Origin of the sequence: Kribbella sp. NBC_01505, assembly GCF_045040285.1 — a bacterium.
Lineage (GTDB): Bacteria > Actinomycetota > Actinomycetes > Propionibacteriales > Kribbellaceae > Kribbella.
In genome coordinates, this window is the sequence record NZ_CP109425.1 from 6791656 (window position 1) to 6814353 (window position 22698).

General features: G+C 68.2%; 21 protein-coding genes. 15 read left to right on the forward strand and 6 right to left on the reverse strand.

From position 1 onward, the window contains the following. Window positions 1–53: 53 nt before the first annotated feature. The gene (locus OG474_RS32120; protein WP_405057351.1) at window positions 54–1040 is read right to left on the reverse strand and encodes an SDR family NAD(P)-dependent oxidoreductase; all 987 of its coding nucleotides are present in this window, start codon (window positions 1038–1040) and stop codon (window positions 54–56) included. Window positions 1041–1080: 40 nt separating this feature from the next. On the opposite strand from OG474_RS32120, the gene OG474_RS32125 reads away from it, so the two are divergent. Then, window positions 1081–2037: a cupin domain-containing protein gene (locus OG474_RS32125; RefSeq protein WP_405057352.1), complete on the forward strand. Its 957-nt coding sequence runs from the start codon at window positions 1081–1083 to the stop codon at window positions 2035–2037. Here OG474_RS32125 and OG474_RS32130 read toward each other — a convergent pair. Further along, window positions 2026–2442 (reverse strand): PPOX class F420-dependent oxidoreductase, encoded by a 417-nt coding sequence (locus tag OG474_RS32130; protein ID WP_405057353.1) that lies wholly within the window; start codon window positions 2440–2442, stop codon window positions 2026–2028. The genes OG474_RS32125 and OG474_RS32130 overlap by 12 nt on opposite strands. Before the next feature lie 128 nt (window positions 2443–2570). Here OG474_RS32130 and OG474_RS32135 point away from each other — a divergent pair, with 128 nt between their 5' ends. The 11 genes from OG474_RS32135 to OG474_RS32185 all read left to right on the forward strand — a co-directional run bounded on the left by OG474_RS32135 (window position 2571) and on the right by OG474_RS32185 (window position 14683). Then, complete coding sequence (locus OG474_RS32135; protein WP_405057354.1) at window positions 2571–3830, forward strand: hypothetical protein; 1260 nt, start codon at window positions 2571–2573, stop codon at window positions 3828–3830. A gap of 244 nt (window positions 3831–4074) precedes the next feature. Beyond that, the gene (gene leuA, locus OG474_RS32140) at window positions 4075–5748 is read left to right on the forward strand and encodes a 2-isopropylmalate synthase (RefSeq protein ID WP_405057355.1); all 1674 of its coding nucleotides are present in this window, start codon (window positions 4075–4077) and stop codon (window positions 5746–5748) included. Window positions 5749–5778: 30 nt separating this feature from the next. Next, window positions 5779–6354 carry a hypothetical protein gene (locus OG474_RS32145; RefSeq protein ID WP_405057356.1) on the forward strand — a complete coding sequence of 192 codons (576 nt, stop codon included), beginning with the start codon at window positions 5779–5781 and terminating at the stop codon, window positions 6352–6354. Window positions 6355–6651: 297 nt separating this feature from the next. Next, window positions 6652–7752 (forward strand): ABC transporter permease, encoded by a 1101-nt coding sequence (locus OG474_RS32150; protein ID WP_405057357.1) that lies wholly within the window; start codon window positions 6652–6654, stop codon window positions 7750–7752. A 4-nt stretch (window positions 7753–7756) separates the two neighbouring features. Beyond that, window positions 7757–8662: an ABC transporter permease gene (locus OG474_RS32155; RefSeq protein WP_405057358.1), complete on the forward strand. Its 906-nt coding sequence runs from the start codon at window positions 7757–7759 to the stop codon at window positions 8660–8662. Between the two features lie 5 nt (window positions 8663–8667). Further along, window positions 8668–9732: an ABC transporter ATP-binding protein gene (locus tag OG474_RS32160; protein WP_405057359.1), complete on the forward strand. Its 1065-nt coding sequence runs from the start codon at window positions 8668–8670 to the stop codon at window positions 9730–9732. After that, window positions 9729–10769, forward strand: coding sequence for an ABC transporter ATP-binding protein (locus OG474_RS32165; protein WP_405057360.1), 1041 nt, complete (start codon window positions 9729–9731; stop codon window positions 10767–10769). The genes OG474_RS32160 and OG474_RS32165 overlap by 4 nt, the downstream gene beginning before the upstream one ends. Then, window positions 10769–10975, forward strand: coding sequence for a hypothetical protein (locus tag OG474_RS32170; protein ID WP_396377254.1), 207 nt, complete (start codon window positions 10769–10771; stop codon window positions 10973–10975). The genes OG474_RS32165 and OG474_RS32170 overlap by 1 nt, the downstream gene beginning before the upstream one ends. 31 nt (window positions 10976–11006) lie before the next feature. Beyond that, window positions 11007–12845, forward strand: coding sequence for an ABC transporter substrate-binding protein (locus tag OG474_RS32175; RefSeq protein WP_405057361.1), 1839 nt, complete (start codon window positions 11007–11009; stop codon window positions 12843–12845). A gap of 40 nt (window positions 12846–12885) precedes the next feature. Beyond that, entirely contained in the window at window positions 12886–14343 is a 1458-nt protein-coding gene (locus OG474_RS32180; protein ID WP_405057362.1) for a GNAT family N-acetyltransferase, read from the forward strand. A 64-nt stretch (window positions 14344–14407) separates the two neighbouring features. Then, entirely contained in the window at window positions 14408–14683 is a 276-nt protein-coding gene (locus OG474_RS32185) for an SAV_915 family protein (protein WP_405057363.1), read from the forward strand. 119 nt (window positions 14684–14802) lie between these two features. On the opposite strand, the gene OG474_RS32190 is transcribed toward OG474_RS32185, so the two are convergent. Genes OG474_RS32190 through OG474_RS32200 form a run of 3 tightly spaced genes read right to left on the reverse strand, consistent with a single transcriptional unit; the run spans window position 14803 to window position 19375 of the window. Continuing rightward, window positions 14803–15450, reverse strand: coding sequence for an ABC transporter ATP-binding protein (locus tag OG474_RS32190; protein ID WP_405057364.1), 648 nt, complete (start codon window positions 15448–15450; stop codon window positions 14803–14805). Beyond that, window positions 15447–16283 carry an ABC transporter ATP-binding protein gene (locus OG474_RS32195; protein ID WP_405057365.1) on the reverse strand — a complete coding sequence of 279 codons (837 nt, stop codon included), beginning with the start codon at window positions 16281–16283 and terminating at the stop codon, window positions 15447–15449. The genes OG474_RS32190 and OG474_RS32195 overlap by 4 nt, the downstream gene beginning before the upstream one ends. Beyond that, the gene (locus OG474_RS32200; protein WP_405057366.1) at window positions 16280–19375 is read right to left on the reverse strand and encodes an FtsX-like permease family protein; all 3096 of its coding nucleotides are present in this window, start codon (window positions 19373–19375) and stop codon (window positions 16280–16282) included. Before OG474_RS32200 ends, OG474_RS32195 begins: the two co-directional genes overlap by 4 nt. Before the next feature lie 144 nt (window positions 19376–19519). On the opposite strand from OG474_RS32200, the gene OG474_RS32205 reads away from it, so the two are divergent. From OG474_RS32205 to recO, 3 genes are read left to right on the forward strand one after another with little or no spacing between them, the layout of a single operon-like run. Then, the gene (locus OG474_RS32205) at window positions 19520–20509 is read left to right on the forward strand and encodes an aldo/keto reductase (protein ID WP_405057367.1); all 990 of its coding nucleotides are present in this window, start codon (window positions 19520–19522) and stop codon (window positions 20507–20509) included. After that, window positions 20506–21333 carry an NAD(P)H-binding protein gene (locus OG474_RS32210; RefSeq protein WP_405057368.1) on the forward strand — a complete coding sequence of 276 codons (828 nt, stop codon included), beginning with the start codon at window positions 20506–20508 and terminating at the stop codon, window positions 21331–21333. Before OG474_RS32205 ends, OG474_RS32210 begins: the two co-directional genes overlap by 4 nt. A 12-nt stretch (window positions 21334–21345) precedes the next feature. Next, window positions 21346–22083 carry a DNA repair protein RecO gene (gene recO / locus OG474_RS32215; protein ID WP_405057369.1) on the forward strand — a complete coding sequence of 246 codons (738 nt, stop codon included), beginning with the start codon at window positions 21346–21348 and terminating at the stop codon, window positions 22081–22083. A gap of 18 nt (window positions 22084–22101) precedes the next feature. Here recO and OG474_RS32220 read toward each other — a convergent pair whose 3' ends face one another. Then, window positions 22102–22644 carry a hypothetical protein gene (locus tag OG474_RS32220; protein ID WP_405057370.1) on the reverse strand — a complete coding sequence of 181 codons (543 nt, stop codon included), beginning with the start codon at window positions 22642–22644 and terminating at the stop codon, window positions 22102–22104. Between the last annotated feature and the right edge of the window lie 54 nt (window positions 22645–22698).

Here is a 22698-nt window from a genome sequence, read left to right on the forward strand (position 1 = left end):
AGACCACTTCCGCGACCCATTTATTGATCGGGGCGGTGGGGTGGGCGCAGTTTTCAGCTCAGCAGCATTTCTTCGGAGATCGTCCATAGATGGCGCGCGCTGTCCGGGTCGATCGCGTAGGGCAGGACGCCGAACGATCCAGGGGTCAGTGCCAGTACGGCGGTGTCCGGCAGTTCGCCGGTGTGGACCGTGGCGATCTCGACGTCCTCGCAGTACAGGCCGCCGAGTCCGTCGAGCCGCGGGCTGGTCGCGCACCAGACCTGAGTCGCGGCGCCTTGCTCGGGCGTCTTCAGACCGCGGCTGGGATCGATGATCGGCTGGAAGTCGTCATCCAGGAACCCTCCTTGCCGCAGTACGTCGCGATCGGCGTTCTGGGCCAGGTTGGTCATGATGCTGCCGGGGTGGACGGCGAACGCCCGGATGCCGTTCTCCCGCTCCCGCGCGTCGAGCTCGACCGCGAACAGGACGTTCGCCGTCTTCGACTGGCCGTAGGCCGGGTACGGCGCGTACTCGCGGTGCTCGAAGTTCGGGTCCTCGAAGACGACCGGGCTGTAGCGGTGTCCGCGCGACGACACCGCGACGACCCGCGCGCCCTGTGCCGCCCGCAGCGCGGGCAGCAGTCGGGTGGTGAGCTGGAAATGGCCGAGATGGTTGGTGGCGAACTGCGACTCGAAGCCGCGCGCGTCGCGGGCCAGGGGAGTGGCCATGATCCCGGCGCTGTTCACCAGCAGGTGCAGCGGCCGTCCGGTCGCGAGGAAGCGATCGGCGAAGGCGTCGATACTGCCGGGGTCCAGCAGGTTCAGATCGTCGACCACGACGCCGTCGATCCCGGCGAGCTGCCTGGTCGCCCGGGCGGTGTCGCGCGCCGGGACGATCACGTCGGCGCCGGCCGCGCGGAAGGCCCGAACCGTCTCCAGGCCGAGCCCGGAGTAGCCGCCGGTGACGATCGCGGTCCTGCCGGTCAGGTCGATGCCGTCGATCACGTCGGCCGTTGTCGAGTAGGCGGTAAAGCCGGATCCGAGGGGTTGCTGTGCGCTCATATCTTGAACCTAGGCCGGGCGTTCCGTACGTTGAATACTTGTGAGTCCTGAAAACTTGCGCGAGAGTACGAGCGATCCACTGACCGAGACGCTCGCGCTGACCGAGGCGCGGTGCCACGTCTCGCGCGGCTTCGAGGCGTACGGCGACTGGGCGCTGCGCTATCCGGCGGCCGGCCGGCTGAAGTTCAGCGCGATGGTCGAGGGCACGTGCTGGATCGATTTCGAGGACGGCAAGCCCCGGATCGAGTTGCGGCCCGGTGACGTGGTGCTGTTCGACGGTCGGCGCGAATTCGTGAAGGGCAATGCCGACGTACCGGCCGGAGATGCGGTCGCGGCGTTCGGGGCGACCGACGGGCCGATCGCGCGGTTCGGCAGTGGTGCCGCCGATCGGTCCGGGCCGAAGGCCGTCGGGATCGGTGGGCACGTCAGCGTGAACCGGACCGGAGCAGAGTTGCTGCTCCGGGCGCTGCCGCCGGCGATCGTGCTGCGGGCGACCGACGAGCGGGCGCAGACCTTCCGCTGGTTGCTCGACAGGTTGTTGCATGAGGCAACAACCACCGATCCCGGAGCCGGCCTGGCAGCTGCCAACGTGGCGCATCTGCTGTTCGTCGAGACTCTGCGCGCCTGCTTGGCCGAGGCGGACGCGCTTCCGGTCGGCTGGTTGCGGGCGATCGCCGACGACCGGATCGCGCCGGCGCTGCGGGTGATGCATGAGCGGCCGGGGCACGGTTGGCAGCTCGAGGAGTTGGCCCAGGTCGCGGCGATGTCGCGGACGACGTTCGCTCAGCGGTTCCGCGAAGCGGCCGGCGTACCGCCGTTGACCTACTTGCTCAACTGGCGGATGCGGTTGGCCGAGCGAGCGCTGCGCGACGAGGACATGTCGTTGTCCGCGCTCGCGCACTCGCTCGGCTACACGTCGGACAGTGCCTTCAGTACGGCGTTCAAACGCGTCAACGGTCTGGCGCCGAGGCGCTACCGGGAAGCATCACGCAGGTGACGGCATGCCGTACGCGTGGTCGACGGCCATCGAGAAGAGCAGCCGCTTGTCCTGGACCATGACGGCCCGGTACTCGTCCCAGTCCGGGTGCTCGCCCGAACCCTTGCGGTAGTAGTCGACGAGCTCGTCGACTACTCCGTCGTGGGGGTCGGCGGCGACCGGGGTCAGCTCGGCCTTGCCTTCCAGCACGAGGTAGCCGCGGCCGCCGTTCTCGTTGATGTAGAGGCTCGCGCGGGGGTCGCGGCGCAGGTTCTTCGTCTTGGCCCGGTCGTCGGTCAGCGAGACGCGGATGCGTTCGCCGTCGTACACATAGGTGATGTTCGACAGTTGCGGCCGGCCGTCACGCTTGAGCGTGACCAGAACGCCGAGACCGGTCGTGCCGATCCGTTCGAGGAGGGAGGTCATGCGAGAAGCCTAGGTATTCAAGTGCACTTGAAGGCAACGGGTACGGCGCGTTCGGGCACTTCGCGCGGGATCGCAGACCGGCCTGACGCCTCTGGTGCGTGATCGGCGCGGACGTCAGAGTTGACGGCATGGAGCGGACCGACCTGCGCGAGGACGAACGCGCCCGGAGTGCTCCGGTCAGCCGGCCCGAGCCCGAGGTGAACAGTTCCCAGGCCTCGATGCTCCAGCTGCAGCAGCAGGCCGGGAACGCCGCGGTCGCGCAGAAGGTCGCTCAAGAAAATGCAGAGCAGGGCGCGAGCGTCGGACCGACGGGCAAGATCACCATCAACATGCCCGAGGAGTCGGTGGAGAAGGAGTTCGGGCTCGGCAAGGCCGTGCTGACGGTGGGAGGGTCGGCCGAGTACGAGATCAGCCGCAGCGGCGGCGAGAGTGAGAGCGCGTTCGCGGGGGCCGGTGGTCTGACCGCCGACGCCAAGGGCGGGGTCGCCTATCAGGGCGAGGTGTCGAAGGAGCTGCACAAGTACACCAGCGGCGTACTCGAAGGCAGCGCCTGGAAGGGGAAGCTCGGCGGCGAGACGAACGCGGACAAGGGCAAGCTCGGCCTGGAGGTGTCCCTCGACGGCAAGGCGTACGAGCTGAAGTTCGGGTTCACGTTCCTCGAGGTGGACGGCACGGCCAAGCCGGAGGACCAGATCAAGTTCGCCACCTTCGAGACCGGGCTCGACCTCAAGTTCGAGGAGCACACCTTCACCGCCGCCGACGGCACGCAGCTGAAGGTGACGCCGAAGACGAGCGTCAAGGTGGCGATCGAACCGAACTACCGCAAGATCGCGACCACGCTGGCCGAGAAGGCGGCGGCGTTGCTGACCGGTGAGGCGTTGATCGCCGGCGGCCTGATCGTGGGCGGCCTGGCGGCGGTTGTCGGCACCCTGGCGACGCTCGGCGACGGCGAGGACGAGGCGAAGGCGATCGACAACGCGGGGAAGGGCCGCGACCAGATCGTGGCCGGCTTCACCGCGGGCGCGCTCGGGCACAAACTGGCGATCGGCGACGACTTCACCGGGGAGGGCTACAACCGGGGCGAGCAGTGGCGCCGCGACATGATGTCCGGGCAGAACAGCCAGGGCATTCCGGTCTCGGCCGTCGTACTGAACGAGAAGGCCGCCGAGATCGAGCCGCTGATCCGGGCGAGTGCGCAGAAGACCGCGAACCAGATGATGCACGAGGCGCTGGTCGAGCGCTACTGGGAGATCCACAGCTGGCAGCGGCACGTGCCGTGGGCCGAGATCGACACCCGGTTCCTGATGCTGATGGAGGGGCAGGGCTTCGGCCGGCCGGGCGTCGAGGAGGGCCGGACCGGCGGCGGCCGTTCGGTGCTGCCGCAGTGACGCTGCGTATCTCGCCGGCTGAGACCCCTGGTTCGACGGTCCGGCGGGGTTGTGCATAGACTCAGACCCACTATGCGGCACCAGCTTCTCCTCCTTCGCTGCCGCGGCGAGGCCTGACACAGGCCGGTTCCCTCGCCGCGGGGTTCTGTCGTACGCCGGTCTGTCCGCGTACTTCGCATATCCTCCGAGGAGAACTTCCGTGGCACCGCAGAACCAGCCTCAGCCTGTACAGCAGCCTTCCGGCATGCCGACCCACCGCTACAGCGCGTTCCCGCCGATCGACCTGCCGGACCGCACCTGGCCGGCCAAGTCGGTCGCGAAGACCCCGCGCTGGCTGTCCACCGACCTCCGGGACGGCAACCAGGCGCTGGTCGAGCCGATGTCGCCGGCCCGCAAGCGGCGGATGTTCGACCTGCTGGTGAAGATGGGCTACAAGGAGATCGAGGTCGGTTTCCCGAGCGCGAGCCAGTACGACTTCGACTTCGTCCGGAGCCTCATCGAGGGCGACGCGATCCCGGACGACGTGACGATCTCGGTGCTGACCCAGGCGCGCGACGAGCTGATCGAGCGGACCGTACAGTCGCTGCAGGGCTCGCCGAAGGCGACCATCCACCTCTACAACGCGACCGCGCCGCTGTTCCGCCGGGTCGTGTTCAACGTGGACAAGGCCGAGTGCCTGAACATCGCCGTCCGCGGCACCGAGACAGTGATGAAGTATGCCGACGACATGCTCGGCGACTGCCAGTTCGGCTACCAGTACAGCCCGGAGATCTTCACCGGGACCGAGCTGGAGTTCGCGCTCGAGGTCTGCGAGGCGGTCAGCGACCAGTGGCAGCCGGCCGCGGGCCGCGAGATCATCCTGAACCTGCCGGCCACCGTCGAGATGTGCACCCCGAACGTCTACGCCGACCAGATCGAGTGGTTCGGCCGCAACCTGACCCGGCGCGAGTTCAGCACGATCAGCCTGCACCCGCACAACGACCGCGGTACGGCGGTCGCCGCCACCGAACTGGCGCTGATGGCCGGCGGGGACCGGGTCGAGGGCTGCCTGTTCGGCCACGGCGAGCGGACCGGCAACGTCGACCTGGTGACGCTGGGGATGAACCTGTTCAGCCAGGGCATCGACCCGCAGATCGACTTCGCCGACATCGACGAGATCCGCCGCACGGTCGAGTACTGCACCCAGATGCGCGTCCCGGAGCGCCAGCCGTACTCCGGTGACCTGGTCTACACCGCCTTCTCGGGCTCGCACCAGGACGCGATCAAGAAGGGCCTGGAGGCGCTGGAGAAGCAGGCCGCCGCCGAGGGCCGCCCGGTCGGCGAGATCCACTGGGAGGCGCCGTACCTGCCGATCGACCCGAAGGACGTCGGCCGGTCGTACGAGGCCGTCATCCGGGTGAACTCGCAGTCCGGCAAGGGCGGCATCGCCTACATGATGAAGTCGGAGCACCGGCTCGACCTGCCGCGCCGGCTGCAGATCGAGTTCAGCCGCGTGGTCCAGCAGCACACCGACGCCGAGGGCGGCGAGGTCGGCCCGCAGCAGCTGTGGGACATCTTCGCGGCCGAGTACCTGGCACCGGGCAAGCTGTCGCTCCTGACGGTCAACTCGTCGTCCGGCGAGGGCCAGAGCGACCACCTCCGCGTGCAGGTCTACTCGAACGGCGTACCGCACGAGCTGCACGGCGAGGGCAACGGCCCGGTCTCCGCGTTCGTGGACGCCATCAAGCCGCTGAAGTACGACGTACGGGTGCTGGACTACCACGAGCACGCGCTCTCCGCCGGCGGCGACGCCCTGGCCGCGGCCTACGTCGAGTGCGAGGTAGGCGAGGACGTCTTCTGGGGCGTCGGCCGAGACGCCAACATACTCACCGCCTCCCTCAAGGCAGTCGTCTCCGCCATCAACCGCGCCACGCGCTGAATGGGGCCAGTCGACGAGTGGGTCTATGTGGTGACGGACGTCGAGCTCGACGGCCCGTGGCCCGGCATCAATTCCATGCGCTCCTTCGCCTCGGTCGCGGTCTCACTCGACGGGACCGAGCACGGCCGCTTCGAGGCGGTGCTGGAGCCCCTGCCGGGGACAGCCCCGGACGCGGGGACGCTGGCGTGGTTCGACACCCAGCCAGGCGCGTGGGAGGCCGCGACCAGTGACCCGGAGCCCGTCCCGGACGTCATGGCCCGCTACGTCGACTGGCTCAAGGCGTTGCCCTGGCCGCGGACCTTCGCGGCCAGTCCGATGTCGCTGGACGGTCCCTGGATCGACTACTACCTGCGCCGCTTCACCCGCTACGGCGTCCGGCAGGGGCCTCGAGAGGAATCCAGGGTATTCGCCGGCGGCGGCCTGTGCATCACCAGCTACGCCGCAGCTGTGACCGGGATGCCGGTCGGCGAGGTGGATCCCGACACCTTGCCGGAGGAATGGTTCGGCGGGGTCGAGCACACGCACAAGGCCATCGACGACACACTCGGCTACGCGAATCTGCTGATCGAGCTGTCCCGCCGCGCCGGTGACCGCGCGACGCGCTGACCTATCGAACCGCGCCCGCCCCCGGCCTCTATCAAACGACGCTCCGCGCCAACAGTGACGGCGGGCGTCGTTTGCGTTGCGGTCGGCCGTGATCCAGCACACACCGTGGCAGGATCCTTGCTCAGCGCAGTTGTCTGCTCACGATTCGGTTTCCCTCGCTTCTGGTTGGACGAAACCGTTGACTTGATGCCTGCGGCTGCGCAAACTAGCGCCACTGTGCGCAGATCAATGCAAGAGATCATGCATTAGGTGGTTGGTTGTTGCCAGCTCGTCGGTGGTCCTCGATGGAGGTGAGCAGTGAGCGGTGCGGTCGAGACACCTGCCCCCAAGCTGATCGAAGGGCCGGTGGACGAACCGAAGCCCTCGGCGGCGCGGCGCTTCTTCAGTGCCTGGCTGGTCCGCAGACTGGCGAAGGCGATCCTGACGATCTTCCTGGTCGCCACCCTGACGTTCTTCCTGGTCCGGCTGCTGCCGGGCAACCCGGTCGACACCTACATCCAGACGCAGATCGCGCAGACCGGCATCTCGTACGCCGACGCGGCCGCGCAGGCGAAGAACCTGTTCTCGCTGGACCCGGACGAGCCGCTGATCCTGCAGTACGTCACCTACATGGGCAACCTGCTGCAGGGTGACTTCGGTACGTCGCTGCTCTCGCCCGGCACCACGGTCTCCGACGTGATCAAGACCTACCTGCCGTGGACGCTGTTCTCGGTCGGTATCGCGCAGATCCTCAGCTTCGTGCTCGGAATCATCGCCGGAATGATCATGGCCTACCGCCGGGAGAGCTGGATCGACCACCTGCTCACGTCGATCGGCTCGCTGCTGCACGCGATCCCGAACTACATCGTCGCGATCCTGATCGTGGTCTTCCTCGGCGTGAAGCTGCAGGTCTTCAACCTGACCGAAGCGCGCGGGTCCTATACGCCAGGCGTCACACCATCGTTCAGTTTCAGCTTCCTGAACGACATCCTGTACCACGCGACCCTGCCGATCCTGGCCTATCTGCTGACAACTGTCGGTTCGTGGGCACTGGTGATGAAGTCGTCGACGGTGGAGACGCTCGGCGAGGACTACGTCACCGTCGCCCGGGCCCGCGGTCTGACCGACGGCCGGATCCGTGCCGGGTACGTCGGCCGCAACGCGGTCCTGCCGCTGTTCAGCCAGCTCGCGGTGTCGCTCGGCTTCGTCGTCGGCGGCTCGATCTTCGTGGAGAAGATCTTCGGCTACCAAGGCATCGGCTTCAGCCTGTACAACGCCGTCTCCGGCCGCGACTACCCCGTTCTGCAAGGCATCTTCCTGGTCGTCACGATCTCCGTGGTGGTGGCCAACCTGCTCGCCGATGTCCTCTACAGCCGGCTGGATCCGCGGATCCGGGTCGGCGGGAAGGCCAAGGGGTAAGCGCGTGGCCACCGAGACTGTGACCAGCGGCGCCGTCGCCGCGATCGGTACGACGGGAGTCTCCCGGTTCGCCGGGATCCTGCGATCGTTGCGCCGGAGCCCGGCCGGGTTCATCGGCTTCATCATCGTGGCGCTGCTGGTGCTGATCACCGCGATCGGGCCGATCTTCACCCCGACGCTCGAGCCGAACATCAAGGAGATCCTGCTGCCCTTCGGGTCGCCCGGGCATCTGCTCGGCACCGACAACGAGGGCAAGGACGTGCTGATCCAGATGATCGACGGCGGTCGCTCCGTCATCTTCATCGGGTTCGTCGCGGCCGCGATCTCGACAGCGCTGGCGATCGCGCTCGGATCGCTGGCCGCCTACCTCGGCGGCTGGGTCGACTCCGCGGTCGTCACCGCGGCCGACGTCGTACTGACCGTGCCTCAAATCGTTCTACTCGCTGTCCTCGGGGCGCTGTTCAAGCTGGACTCGCCGCTGCTGCTCGCGTTACTGGTCGGTGGTCTGTCCTGGCCGGTGCTGACCCGGGCGGTGCGTTCCCAGGTGCTGTCGCTGAAGGAACGCGAGTTCGTCGAGGCGGCCCGGCTGCTCGACCTCGGTACGCCGCGGGTGGTGTTCGTCGAGATCCTGCCGAACATGGCCAGCTTCATCCTGATGAACTTCATGATCGGCGTGACGAACGCGATCTACTCGCTGGTCGGCCTGTACCTGCTCGGCCTCGCGCCGCTGACCGGATCGAACTGGGGCATCATGCTCAACCGCGCCTGGATCGCCGGCGCGATCTTCAACGACGCCAGTCTGGGGTTCATCCTCAGTCCGGTCGTCGCCATCACGCTGCTCCTGCTCGGCCTGGTGATGATGACCAGGTCGCTCGAGGAGATCCTCAACCCCCGTCTCCGGGACCGGTGACCGCCATGACGACAACGTCCCCTGGAACCTCGCGCGCGATCCGCGGCGGCAGCGGCAAACCGCTGCTCTCGATCCGCGACTTCAAGGTCGAGTACCGAACAGGCTCCGGTACGACGGTGCAGGCGGTCCGTGGTGTCGATCTGGACCTCTACCCGGGCGAGAGTCTGGCGCTGGTGGGCGAGAGCGGTTGCGGCAAGACGACGTTCGGGCTCGGTCTGCTGCGGTTGCTGCCGCGACTCGGGCACGCGTCCGGCCAGGTCACCTTCAACCGCGGTGACGGGACCGAGATCGACGTCCTCAGCCTCGATGGTCGCGACCTGCGCAAGTTCCGCTGGCGGGACGCCGCGATGGTGTTCCAGGGCGCGATGAACGCGTTCAACCCGGTGCTGAAGATCCGCGGGCACATGCACGACACGATGCGCGCGCACACCAAGGCCACCAAGCAGGAGATCGAGGAGCGCGCGGCCGAGCTGCTGCGGCTGGTCCGGCTGGAGCCCGAGCGGGTGATGGACTCGTATCCGCATGAGCTGTCCGGCGGTATGCGGCAGCGTGTGCTGATCGCGATGAGCCTGCTGCTGGAGCCCGAGGTGCTCATCCTCGACGAGCCGACCACGGCTCTCGACATCCTCACTCAGCGCTCGGTGGTCGACGTACTGCACGAGGTCCGGGAGCGGCTGGGCTTCTCGATGATCTTCATCTCGCACGACCTCTCGCTGGCCGCCGAGCTCGCCGACCGGGTCGCCACCATGTATGCCGGGCGCATCATCGAGACGGGTGGTGTCCGGGACATGTTCTACAAGCCGCGGCACCCGTACACGCTCGGTCTGATCAAGGCCGTGCCACCGATCGTCGGCGACCTGCCGGACCTGGAGTCGATCCCGGGCGGACCGCCGAGCCTGGCCGCGTTGCCGAAGGGCTGTGCGTTCCACCCGCGTTGCAAGTTCGCCACCGACGAATGCCAGGAGGTGGATCCGCCGTTGATCCCGATCACCGACGAGCCGGGTGACGCCCACGAAGTCGCCTGCATCCACTCGGCCGACGTCCACCTGGAGCGGAGGACCGCCTCATGACCGCGGTGGAGACGACTCCCGACGTACAGGCTGCTAGTGGCAAGCCGTTGATGACGCTTGACGGGGTCAGCCAGGTGTTCGACACCAAGGCGGGGCCGATCCGGGCGGTCGACCAGGCCAATCTGTCGATCAATCCCGGCGAGGTGCTGTGCCTGGTGGGGGAGAGCGGTTCGGGGAAGACGACGGCGGCCCGGATGGCGGCCGGACTCACGCGGCCCAGTAGCGGTCAGGTGATGTTCGACGGCACCGATATCTGGTCGCTGAAGAAGAACGACTTCCGGACCTTCCGGCGCAGTGTGCAGTACGTCCACCAGGACCCGTACGCCTCGCTGAATCCGACGCGCACGATCCAGCAGACGCTCACCGCGCCGCTCCTCAAACATGGTGTTGTGAAAGGCAAGCAGGCCGCCGTCGAGCGCGCGATCGAGCTGCTCACCAAGGTCGACCTGACGCCGCCGGAGAACTACCTGTCGAAGTACCCGCATCAGCTATCTGGTGGCCAGAGGCAACGAGTCGCGGTGGCCCGGGCACTGACCCTGGACCCGAAGATCATCATCGCCGACGAGTCGACCTCGATGCTCGACGTGTCGATCCGGATCAGCGTGCTGGCGATGCTCGGCCGGCTGCGCGACGACCTCGGCGTCGGGTTCCTGTTCATCACCCACGACCTCGCGATCGCCAAGTACTTCGGCTGGCGCGGCCGGACCGCGGTGATGTACCTCGGCCGGATCGTCGAGTTCGGCCCGACCCCGCGGATCATCAACGCGCCGACGCATCCGTACACCCGGGCGCTGATCGACGCGATCCCGGAGCCGGATCCCGACCTGACCCGGACCAAGAACGCGGAATCCCTGCGCAGCCTGGAGATTCCGAGCCTGGCGCACCTGCCGTCGGGCTGCGCGTTCCACCCGCGCTGCGGCCGGTTCGAGGACGGGCTGTGCGACGGCGACGTACCGCAGTTGATCGAGGTCCGGCCGGGACAGTCGGCCGCCTGCCACGTGGTCGCCCGAGACGGCGCCGATGAGCCGGCGGCCTGATGCCGCCGGAGCTGGGGCGGATGGCGCTCGGCTGGGCCGCGTTCCTGGTCCTGGCCGCCGGTGTCCTGCTGCTCACGCTCACCCCCGGTACGCCGGAGTTCGTCGTCACGTTGTTCACCTTGTTCTTGGGCCTGTTCCTGGGCCTGATCGTCGTCGCCGCAGTCGTCTGGACCCGGCGCCGTACGAAGCGAGAAGACGGTCAGTAAGACCCATATCTGCAGAAGGAAAGGACCGAGGATGAGTCCCACCGGCAACAACGAGTCCGGGGCACGGGCCCGGACGAACGAGGTCTCCCGCCGTAACGTGCTCCAGCTGTTCGGCATCGCCGGTCTCGGCGCCGCCGGTCTCGGCTCGGCCGTGGCGTGCTCGCCCAGCAAGCCCAACGCGCAGAGCGGTGACGGTGCCGTCAAGGAGTTCCACGGCGCGTACCCGTACCAGCTGCCCCCGAAGGGCCACTTCAACCTGGGCGCCGGTGTTCTCGACGGCGTCCAGCAGTCCAGCCCGTACCTCGACCTGATCTATCCCAGCTCCGGCCTGTACTACTGGGCCGACAAGAAGTGGGAATACATGATGGCCGAGTCCGGGACCCTGGACGAGAAGGCCAGCACCTACACGCTCAAGCTCCGGTCCGGCCTGACCTGGAGCGACGGCACCCCGGTGACCAGCAAGGACGTCGTCTCGACGTTCAACCTGCGCTGGCTGATGCGTCAGCAGGACTGGACGTTCCTGGCCGACGTCAAGTCGACCGACGACACCACGATCGTCTTCACGATCGGGACGGCGTCCACCGTGCTCGAGCGGTACATCATGCGCGCCCCGATCCTGCCGTCGGCCGTGTACGGCGAGTGGGCGACCAAGGCCGAGACGCTCCGCAAGGCCAAGGCCAGTCTGGACGACGCCGAGGGCAAGGCGCTGAACGGCGACTTCCAGAAGTTCCGGCCGGAGAACCCGATCGTGTCGGGCCCGTTCAACTACGACGCGAAGACCATGACGAACGCCCAGATGTCGCTGGTCAAGAACCCCAAGGGCCTGTTCGCCGACAAGGTCGGCTTCACCAAGGTCGTGCTCTACAACGGTGAGACCTCCGACATCACCCCGACCGTGATGAACAAGGACGTCGACTACGCCACCCACGGCTTCGCGGTGGCCAGCGAGAAGAGCTTCCAGCAGAACGGTTTCCGGATCCTCCGGCCGCCGGTGTACTCCGGTCCCGCGCTGGTCTTCAACTACACCACGCACCCCGAGTTCGCCGACGTCCGCGTGCGGCAGGCGATCGCCTACATCCTGGATCGCAACGAGAACGGCACGATCGCGCTCGGCGACTCCGGCAAGGCCTGCAAGTTCATGGCCGGCTTCTCCGACCAGGCCGTCCCGGACTGGGTCTCCGACGCCGACCAGAAGAAGCTGAACGCCTACGAGAAGGACTTCGACAAGGCCACCCAGCTGCTCACCGCCGCCGGCTGGAAGAAGTCCGGCGACAAGTGGCAGACGCCGGCCGGCAAGCCCGCGGCGTACGACATCAAGTTCCCGACCGAGTTCGCCGACTGGAACCCGGCCGCCACCAACGCGGCCGACCAGCTGACGAAGTTCGGCTTCAACATCACCAAGCGCGGGATCACCTTCACCCAGCTGAGCCCCGACGTACTGGCCGGCAAGTTCGACCTGGCGATCCAGAGCTGGGGCGCGTCGTCGCACCCGCACCCGTACTTCTCGTTCGTCCAGGACCTCTACGCGTTCAACTACGTGATCGCCGCGAACTCCGGCGGCAAGGGGATGAACTTCCCGCTCAAGCAGAAGGTCTCCACGGGCGACATCGACCTGAAGGCGGTCGTGGACAAGTCCGCGCAGGGCCTCGACGTCGACGCGCAGAAGCAGAACGTGACCGCGGCCGCGCTCGCGTTCAACGAGCTGCTGCCGATCATCCCGCTGTGGGAGCGGTACGGGAACAACCCGGCGCTGGAGGGCAAGCGGGTGGCCAAGTTCCCGGCCGACGACGACCCGATCCTGAAGAACGCCCCGTACGCCGACAACTTCGTCATCATGGGGATGTACTCGGGCAAGGTCGCGCCGGTTTAATCAGTAGCTTTTGGCCCTGGGGTTTGGTTGGGTCGGCCGGGTGATCACCGTTCGCGAGATCGACCCGGCCGACCCTGCTCTGTTCGACGCTTGGTACGACGCCCTGCACGCGGGTGCTGTCGAGGGCCGCGAGGCTGCGGTGATCGAGGGGCGCGACGCGCTCGGCGGTTCGCTGCGCAGAGGCTCGCCCGTGAAGGCACGGGTCCCGGTCGCTGCCTTTGACGGCGATCGGGTCGTCGGCGCGCTGCTGTTCGAGTACCGGCTGACCGACAACCTCGACAGCGTCTCGGTCGAGATCGACGTGCCACCGCAGGAACGGCGCCGCGGAGTCGGTACGGCGTTGTGGCAGTGGGCGGTCACTCGCGCGGCACAGCTCGGGCGGACGGTCTTCCAGACCGAGCTCGGCGTACCGTCCGAGCCGTACTCCGGTGCCGAGTTCGCCGCCCGGCTCGGTTTCGTGGTCGAGCACGTCGAGGACCACCTCGTCGTACCGCTGCCGTACGACGAGGAGCGGCTGGCCGGCCTGCGTGAGTCTGCTGGCGTGCTCGAGGGATACACGCTGACTTCCTGGGCGGGGGTCTGTCCGCCTGAGCACCTGCAGGCGTACGCCGATCTGCACACGGCGATGGACAACGACGTACCGACCGGCGGGATGACCCGCGAGACGGTGCCGTGGACGGTCGAGAAGCTGGAAGCGAGCGAGCAGCGGACCGATCGCAGCTACCTCGCCCTGGTCACGATGGTGCACACCGAAGCCGGCGAACCGGCCGGTTACACGCTGATGTACCTCCCGCGGACCAACCCGAACGACGTCCAGCAGGACGACACCCTCGTCCTGCGCGAGCACCGTGGCCACAATCTCGGCACCCACCTGAAGCTCGCGAATCTCGACCAGCTGGCCAAGCACCGGGTTTCGCAGCGCTACCTGCACACGTGGACCGCGCTCTCCAACACGGCCATGCAGAAGGTGAACGCCCGCTTCGGCTTCTACACCGTCGAGCAGAACCAGGAGCTGGAGCTGACCCGCCCGAAGCTTCGGCCGGCTGCGCGCGGCGTCATCCTCGATGGCGAGGACCGGCTGCTGCTGGTCCGCTTCGAGTTCAGCTCCGGCCCGCTGTGGGCAACGCCGGGCGGCGGACTGGAGGCGTCCGAGTCGCTGCTCGAGGGCCTACGTCGCGAGCTGACCGAAGAGGTCGGCCTTGCCCTGACCGAGGACCCGCCGCACGTCTGGCACCAGGAGATCGTTGCCGACGGCCACGCTGATGGTTTCGAGGGTGTCATCAACGACTACTTCCTGATCCGCGCCGATGCCTTCGAGGCCGGCGGAACGATGTCCGCGGCCGAGCTGGTGGCAGAGAACGTTCACGGCCACCGTTGGTGGACCCTCGACGAACTCCGCGCCCACGAAGGCCGCTTCGCCCCGAGCAACCTCCCGGACCTCGTTGCGGACCTGCTGCGCAGCGGCCCGCCCGCCGTCCCGCTCACCTTGGGGCTGTGAGAACGCCGTACGAAGCCTGTGAGAAACTGTCCGCGGCGGTGGTCGGCGTCCTACCGTCGTTGGTGTGAAGCCTCGACATTGTGATGACTGGTACGTCCCCGTCCACCCCGCCGGCGGCGTCGGCTGCACCCTCCAGACCGGCCACCTCCCCGACGGTCGCCGGGTCGGCATCGCCTTCACCACCCTCACTCACCTGCGCACCGCCTGCGGCCCCCACCACGAATACCTCCGCATGACCGAACCAGCCCTCCGCGAAGCCCTCAGCCAGCTGAAGATCACCCAAATCCAGCTAGACCCGCTCCGCGTAGCCACCGCCGTACCCACCGCCGCCGCCAGCTGACCGCTCTGCAGTAACGTCCGAAGGAGTCGCAGGCTGGGTCTCCGGATCTTCGGACGTTAGCGATGGTTCTGCAGTAACGTCCGAAGGAATCGCAGGCTCGGTCTCCGGATCTTCGGACGTTAGAGGTGGCGGAGCCAGGTTAGGCGGCCTTCGTCCATGACCGCGTGGCCGTCGGCGGAGTCGGCGACGGTGGGGTCGTGGGTGGCGATGACGACGGCGGTGCCCTGGTCGGCCTGGGCCCGGAGGAGGTTCAGGACGCGTTCGCGGTTGGTGCTGTCGAGTTCGCTGGTGGACTCGTCGGCGAGGATGACGCGGCCGCGCTGGGCGATGCCGCGGGCGACCGCGACGCGTTGCTGTTCACCGCCGGACAGCTCCTCGACGAGGTGATCGCCACTCTCGGCCAGGCCGACCGACTCCAGCGCGCTCTCCACGATCCGATCGGTCTCGTCCAGGTCCTGCCGGCGGGCGAGCAGCGGAATCGTCAGGTTCTCCCGCGCGGTCAGCACCCGCGCCAGTCCGTTGCCCTGCGGGATCAGTACGACGCCGTGCGCGGCCGCGGCAGGCCGGTCGGAGATCACCAGCCCGTCGACCTCGACCTTCCCCGTCAGCACCTCCACCGCGCCGGCGATTGCCCAGAGCAACGAACTCTTCCCGGCGCCGGACGGTCCGCTGACCGCGAGCACGAACCCCGGCGGCACCGTGAACGACACGTCGTCGACCGCGACCAGGTCGCCGTACGCGACCGTGATGTTCTTGACCTGGATCATCGAGCCCCCTCCTGATCCACCGGGGTGAGCCGGACCTGACCGTCCTCGATCGTCACCTGCACCAATGTCCCGGCCGGCAACAACTCCGCCACATGCGGTGGCAGCGGCATCGACCCATCCGTTGCCACGACGGCGTACTCCTCACCCGACCGTCCCTCGGCCGCGATCCGCCCGTCCCGAATAGTGATGGTCCGGGGGAGCGCCGCCGCAACCTCAGGGTCGTGCGTGATCAGCAGAACCGTCATACCGGTCTGATGATTGATCGTCCGGATCGCCGCCAGCACCTCATCGCGCGCATGGTGATCCAGCTGGCTGGTCGGCTCATCCGCGAGCAGCAGCCCAGGCATCGTCGCGACCCCCACCGCGACCGCGCACAACTGAACCTGGCCCGGCGTGAGCGCAGTCAGCGGGCTCTCGGCCAGCTCCCGCAGCCCCACCAACTCCAGTACGTCGATTGCCGCCGGCAGCTCGCGATCCCGTGGCGCCGCCTGCTGCGCGTACCGCACATTGTCGACCGGTGACAGATAGGGGATCAGGTTCCGCCCGGCCCCTTGCAGCACGATCCCGACATCCCCGGACCGCATCCGATCCAGCTCGGCCTCGGTCATCGTGGCCAGGTTGTGCTCACCGATCTGCAACCGCCCGGCGCTCGGTGTCAGCAACCCACCACACAGCTGTAGCAACGTCGATTTCCCAGCCCCAGAAGGGCCGAGCAGTCCAACCAGCTCACCCGGCCGGACCGTGATCCCGATCCCGGAGAGCGCGGCCACGTCGTGACCGTGCGCCCGGTAGATATGCACCAGCCCGGTCGTGCTGATCGCCAATCCAGTCATGTCAGCTCCTCCCGGATCCGGCTGTACGACGCTCGCCGGTTCACGCCGCTGCCGAGTAGCAGCGTGACGACCGCGAGCACGATCGTCCCGCCGACCCACAGTCCGAGTGCCACCGGCCAGTTGGTCGAGAGCTCCAACGGATACGGTCCGCCGGTGTCGGCGAACAGCGGGATCAGCGGCAACGCGATCTGTGCGCCGATCACCCCACACGCCGACCCGAGCAGTACGGCCAAAGCGACCGGACCGGTTTGCTCCCATCGCGCGGCCCGCCCGGTCACCGGAGCTGGTACGCCGGTGATCCGCAGGCTCGCGTAATCCTGCGCCCGGGACTGCCACGACGTCACCACGGTCAGCAGCAGTACGACGATCGCCAGCGCCCAGGACGCGATCCCGACCACCGGAGTCAGCTGCAGCGTGAGCGCGCTCGCGGACCGCCCGTACGACGCGATCCGCTCGGACCGCACATCGGCCAGATCCGCGTTGTACCCGGCCTTCGTGAGAGCAGCCGTGATTTCGTCGAGATGGGCCACCCCGGCGTCGTTCAGCCACAACTCGAAGTCCGTGCCGAACTCGTCCAGTCCGCCGCCCAATCGCCGTACCGTCTCCACATCGACGACCGCCGTCCGATCGGGGTAGCGGTTGACCGGGCCGGTCGCGCCGCCGATCTTGCCGATGAACATCGGCGTGCCGTCGCTCGCCGGGCTGGTCGTCGTTCCGTCGGCGAAGCGGAACTCGGATGTCACGACCGCCGGTACCGTCGTCGGCACCGTCGCGTACTGCAGGTACTGGTCGTCGCTGTAGCTCTTCACCGCCAAGGTCAGCAGACCGCCGGGCTCGGCCGTGATCGTGCCCGGATCGCCGCCGAGGTGCTCGACGCCCTTCCACTCGTCCGCCGTACCGAGGGTGATCGACGGCTGGTCATCGGTGGACACCTTGCTGATGGCAACGTCCGCGTCGACGCCACCCTGGTCGAGCACCTGGCGGCCGAAGCCGAGCTGCAGCAGCCGGCAGCCGCCGAGGCAGTCGACCGGAGCGGTCAGCGCCACCGGCGTCTTCGTTGTCAGAGGCAACGGTGGGAACGAGACCAGGTAGCGGCCGCCGTTGCGGAGGCTGACCACGGACGCCCGCAGGACGAGCGACCGGCCGGGCGGGTACTCCTCACCACCCGGGATCGGATTCTCCAGGTGCGCGGCGCTGCCGAGGGTCGCGATCATGGTCAACTTCGAGCTGCGGAACTCGATCGGCTTGACCTTCGACGCGGTGAGCGCCTGCCAGCCGGCCGCATCGGTCAACTGGTCGCCGCGGTAGGCGTTCCGCCGGAAGCTCTCCGGCTCGATCATCATTGTCTTGAGCGAGTCCGGGGCCGGCGGCCGCGACATCACCACCGGGGTGAACCACTGCCGCTGCGGGTCGATCTTGTCGATCGCCTGGGTGAAGTCTCCGAGCGAGAGCGAGTTCATCTTCAGCACCGCCTGCGCACCGACCTCGTAGCCGGCGCGGGTGTCGCGGTTGTGGCCGCCGACCGATGCGGCCTGACCGGCGAACGCGAGCAGACCGCCCGCCACCGCGACCGCGGCGACGACCCGGGTGACGGCGGGCCGGCGGGAGATCTGCAGTGCCCCGAGTGCCAGTCCCAAGCGGCCGCTGCGGGCGGCCCGGCGGCTGATCAGCCCGGCGGTCGGAAGGAGCAGGTGTGCGAAGGACAGGCCGACGGCGAGGGAGAGCAGCGCCGGGGTGAGCACCGGGAGTGGTCCGCGTCCGTCACCGGTCACCGCGGCGGCGAGCCCCGCGACCGCGAAGACGATGATGCAGAGGTCGACGATGCCGACAGTCCAGCCGCGACCGCGTGCGGGGACCCGGCGTAGCAGGCTGGAGATCGTTTGTTTCACACCGCCGCGGACCTGGAACACCACGACCAGCAGGGCGACCACGACCGCCAGGGCCAGCGCCGCCGGTACGGTCCACGTCAGTTCGAGCGGAGCGCCGTGCCGTAGCCAGGTCGCGCGTGCGATCAGCAGCAGCCCGAATCCAGTCACCAGACCGGTCAGTGTCCCGATCAGCACCGGGAGTCCCAGCTCGAGGATCAGGCTGCGCGCCGTACGGCGGGCCGATGAACCGCGGAGTCGTGAGAGAGCGATCTCCGGGCGACGCTGATCGACCACCGCACCGAGTGCGAGCGCCAGGACCACGATGCCGAACAGGGCGACCTGGACCATCACCAGCGGGATGATCGTGCGGCCCTGCGAGCGCTGGTTCTGGATCTGATCGATGACCGTGGCCAGCGACGACGTGTTCTCGGCGTTGATCCCCGCCCCGACGGCGTTCCCGTTCACCGTGTTCGTCGCTTCCTGGAGCCGGGCCAGGTCCTTGATCCGCGCGACGCCCGGGAGCACGCGGGTGTCCGAGGTGATCTTGGGAGCCCAGGCGTTACCGGTGAACGTCGACCGGTCGGTGTAGAAGAAGTCCGACGCGCCGGGGTCCGGGTCGACCGGCGGGTGGGAGTGCCCGGTCGGGTACTGCCCGAACCAGAACTCGCCGCGGGTCTGTTGCGGCCGGTAGAAGCCGACCACTGTCAGCTTGCCGCCGGCGCTGATCCCCGACCGGGCCTGCATCGACATTCCGACCTTGAAATCCCAGGCTGTCTTGTCCACGACTGATGCGATCACCTCGCCGGCCCGTTGCGGACAGCGGCCTTCGACGACGACGAGTTGCGCGCAGTAGCCGTCGCGCCAGACGAGTTCGCCGACGGTGGCCGGGTCGTCCTCGAGCATCCCAGGCGTCCGCCAGCCGATGGGGCTGTGCATCCCGTGCACCGGCGGCGTGAACAGCGGCCTGAGATCGGCGGGGACCAGGTCGTCGAGCGTCTTCGGGTCGCTGTCCCGATCGGCGCCGATGTTGTCGATCCCGACCCGCGTCTGCAGCTTCCAGGCGGCCGGCAGCCACTGGTTGGTCAGTGTTTCGGTCACCACCGTTTGTTCGACGGCACGTGAGAACCACGGTGCGAACACCGCACACGTCCCGATCAGCAAGCTGATCCCGGCCAGAACCAAGGCCTGGGCCCAGCGATAGCGCAGCGCTCTGCGCAGGAACATCAGCCACCCCCCAGCGTCTTGAGGGTGAACATACGGAAAGTCACGGCCGCGGTGGTGGAACAGGGAAAAATGTCACGGAGTCGTTGCCTGGTGACATTTTCGGGCGTTGTGGGATACGGAGAGTGACAGCGGTAGGTTCGGGGCATGTCTGAATCCCAGCTTGGTGACCTGACCGTCTCCCGCCTCGGCCTCGGCTGCATGGGGATGTCCCAGTCGTACGGCGTGACCTCGGACGAGACCGAGTCGATCGCGACCGTGCACGCGGCGATCGACGCGGGCTGTACCTTCCTCGACACCGCCGACATCTACGGCAACGGTGCCAACGAGTCGCTGCTCGGCCGCGCGCTGGCCGGCCGCCGCGACGAGGTGGTGCTGGCGACGAAGTTCGGCTTCCGGCCGCAGACCGGCTCCGCGATGCCGAATCTGGTCGACGGGAGCCCGGCGTACGCCGTGGAGGCGCTGGACGCGTCGTTGCGGCGGCTCGGGGTCGACCACGTCGACCTGTGGTACCTGCACCGGCGCGATCCGAAGGTGCCGATCGAGGAGACCGTCGGGGCGATGGCTTCCCAGGTCGAGGCCGGCAAGGTCCGGTACCTCGGGCTGTCCGAGGTGAACGGGGAGACGGTGCGGGCGGCGCACGCGGTGCACCCGATCACCGCCGTACAGAGTGAGTGGTCGTTGTGGACGCGCGACCCGGAGACCGTCGTGCTGCCGACCCTGCGCGAGCTCGGGATCGGCTTCGTGCCGTTCAGCCCGCTGGGACGCGGCTTCCTCACCGGTCAGCTGAAGTCGCCGGACGACTTCGAGCCGGACGACGCGCGGCGCGGGCTGCCCCGCTTCACCGGCGAGAACTTCCAGCGCAATCTCGACCTGGTCGCCAAGGTCGAGCAGCTGGCAGCCGAACGCGGCGTCACCGCGGGGCAGTTGGCGCTCGCCTGGTTGTTGGCCCAGGGCAACGACATCGTCCCGATCCCCGGCACCAAACGCCGCAAGTACCTGGCGGAGAACCTGGGCGCGCTCGACATCACGCTGACCGCCGCCGAGCTCGAGGCGCTGGACGGGGCGTTCCCCGCCGACCTGGACGTGGCCGGGGAGCGCTACACGCCCGGTGGCATGGACCTGGTGGGCAAGTGATCGCTCTCACGGGCTCGACCGGGCAGCTCGGTTCGCGGATCGGACAGTTGCTGGCGGACGCCGGCGTACCGCAGCGGCTGCTGGTCCGCGACGCCTCCCGGGCGCCCTCGTTGCCGGGGGCCACGGTCGCGGTCGCCGCGTACGGCGAACACTCCGCCCTGCTCGACGCGCTGGACGGGGTCGAGACCTTGATGTTGCTGAGTGCAACTGAATCGGCCGACCGGGTTTCCTTGCACAAGGCAACGGTCGATGCGGCGGTCGCGGCCGGCGTACAGCGGATCGTGTATACCTCCTTCGCCGGCGCTGCCCCCGACGCGACCTTCACCTTCGCCCGGGACCACTGGCACACCGAGCAGCACATCCGCGGTACGGGCGTCGACTTCACCTTCCTCCGCGACAACCTGTACCTCGACTTCATCCCCGGCTTCGTCGGCGAGGACGGCGCCATCCGCGGTCCGGCGGGCGACGGCCGGGTAGCTGCGGTGGCCCGCGATGACGTTGCCGCGGCGGCCGCTGCGGTTCTGGTTGGTGACGGGCATTCGGGGGCGACGTACGACCTCACCGGCCCCGCCGCCTTCACGCTGGCCGAGGCGGCCGCCGTACTGTCGGCTGCTTGGGATCGTCCGGTCCGCTACGAGCCGGAGACGCTCGACGAGGCCTACCGCTCGCGGGAGTCCTATGGCGCTCCTGCCTGGGAGGTAGCCGGCTGGGTCACCTCGTACGCCGCCATCGCGTCCGGTGAGCTCAGCTCCGTGTCGTCCGCCGTCGCTGACCTCACCGGGCGGCCGGCTGTGAGCCTTGAGCAGGTTGTCGGCGCCGGGTGAGAGACTGTTCGGGTGCCGCTCTACCGGGATGAGGCGATCGTTCTGCGCACCCACAAACTGGGTGAAGCAGACCGCATCGCCACGCTCCTGACCCGAGCCAACGGCAAGGTCCGCGCAGTCGTCAAGGGCGTCCGCCGGACGTCGTCCCGCTTCGGCGCCCGCCTGGAGCCCTTCAGCCACGTGGACCTCCAGCTCGCCACCGGCCGCACCCTCGACGTCGTCACCCAGGCCGTCTCCATCTCGGCGTACGGCGAAGGCATCGTCAACGACTACGCCCGCTACACCACCGGCACCGTGCTCCTGGAGACCACCGACCGCCTGGTGGTGGAGGAAAAAGAGCCCGCCACCCAGCACCACCTCCTCCTGGCCGGCGCCCTCCGAGTCCTCTCCACCGGCGAACGCGAACCAGCCCTGGTCCTGGACTCCTTCCTCCTCAGAGCCCTGGCCATCTCCGGCTACGCCCCCTCCTTCGGCGACTGCGCCCGCTGCGGCGAAGAAGGTCCCCACCGAGCCTTCAACCCAGCCGCCGGCGGCGTAGTCTGCGCCTCCTGCCGCCCCCCAGCCTCAGCCATGCCCGCCCCCACCACAGTCGCCCACCTGGCCGCCCTCCTCACCGGCGACTGGCCCACCGCCCTCCGCGCCGACCCCAGAACCCGCCGCGAAGCCACCGGCCTGATAGCAGCCTTCTTCACCTACCACCAAGACCAGCAACTCCGCTCCCTACCCCACCTCGACTTCACTCAGAGCTAGCCGCCCCGCCCAGGCGCCTTAGCAGAGGGGTTTGCCGGGAGTGGGGGCCTGCGCGGTGTCGGGGCTCTCGGATTCAGCGGTCAGGGACCAGCCTGTGGGGAGGCGGAGGAGGCGGGCGTCGACGAGACGGCGCACGGTGCCGGGGTCATGGTCGGCGACTGAGGAGTAGTCGAGACAGGTTTTGAGGACGACTGCGGGAGTCGGGGCGGTGAGATCTACCCAAATAGGTTCGGTGGAAAGGATCTTGACGGCACCGACGCGGCGCGTGTTCCGGGCTCGGAAGTCGTTTGCCTTGGCGACGGCGTCGTCGAGCCACACGCCGGACATACCGGCGGACTCGAGGGTGGCTCGGGTCGCCTTGATGGGGTTATTGAGGGCGGCGTCGTAGGCGGCGCGGGACTCTTTGTACTGCGCGGTGGCCTCGGCCGTGGCGGATTGTTCCGCAGGGGTCCAGGTGCGGCCTGTGGGGGTTGGTGTTGGCCGGCTCTGGGTGGGAGCGGAGGTGCAGGCGGTGACGGTGAGAGCCAAGAGGGCGACGGGCAGTAGGCGTCGGACGGGCATCGGGACTCCGGGAGGTCGTGGTCTGTAGCGCTGCGAGAGTAGGGGAGTGATGGG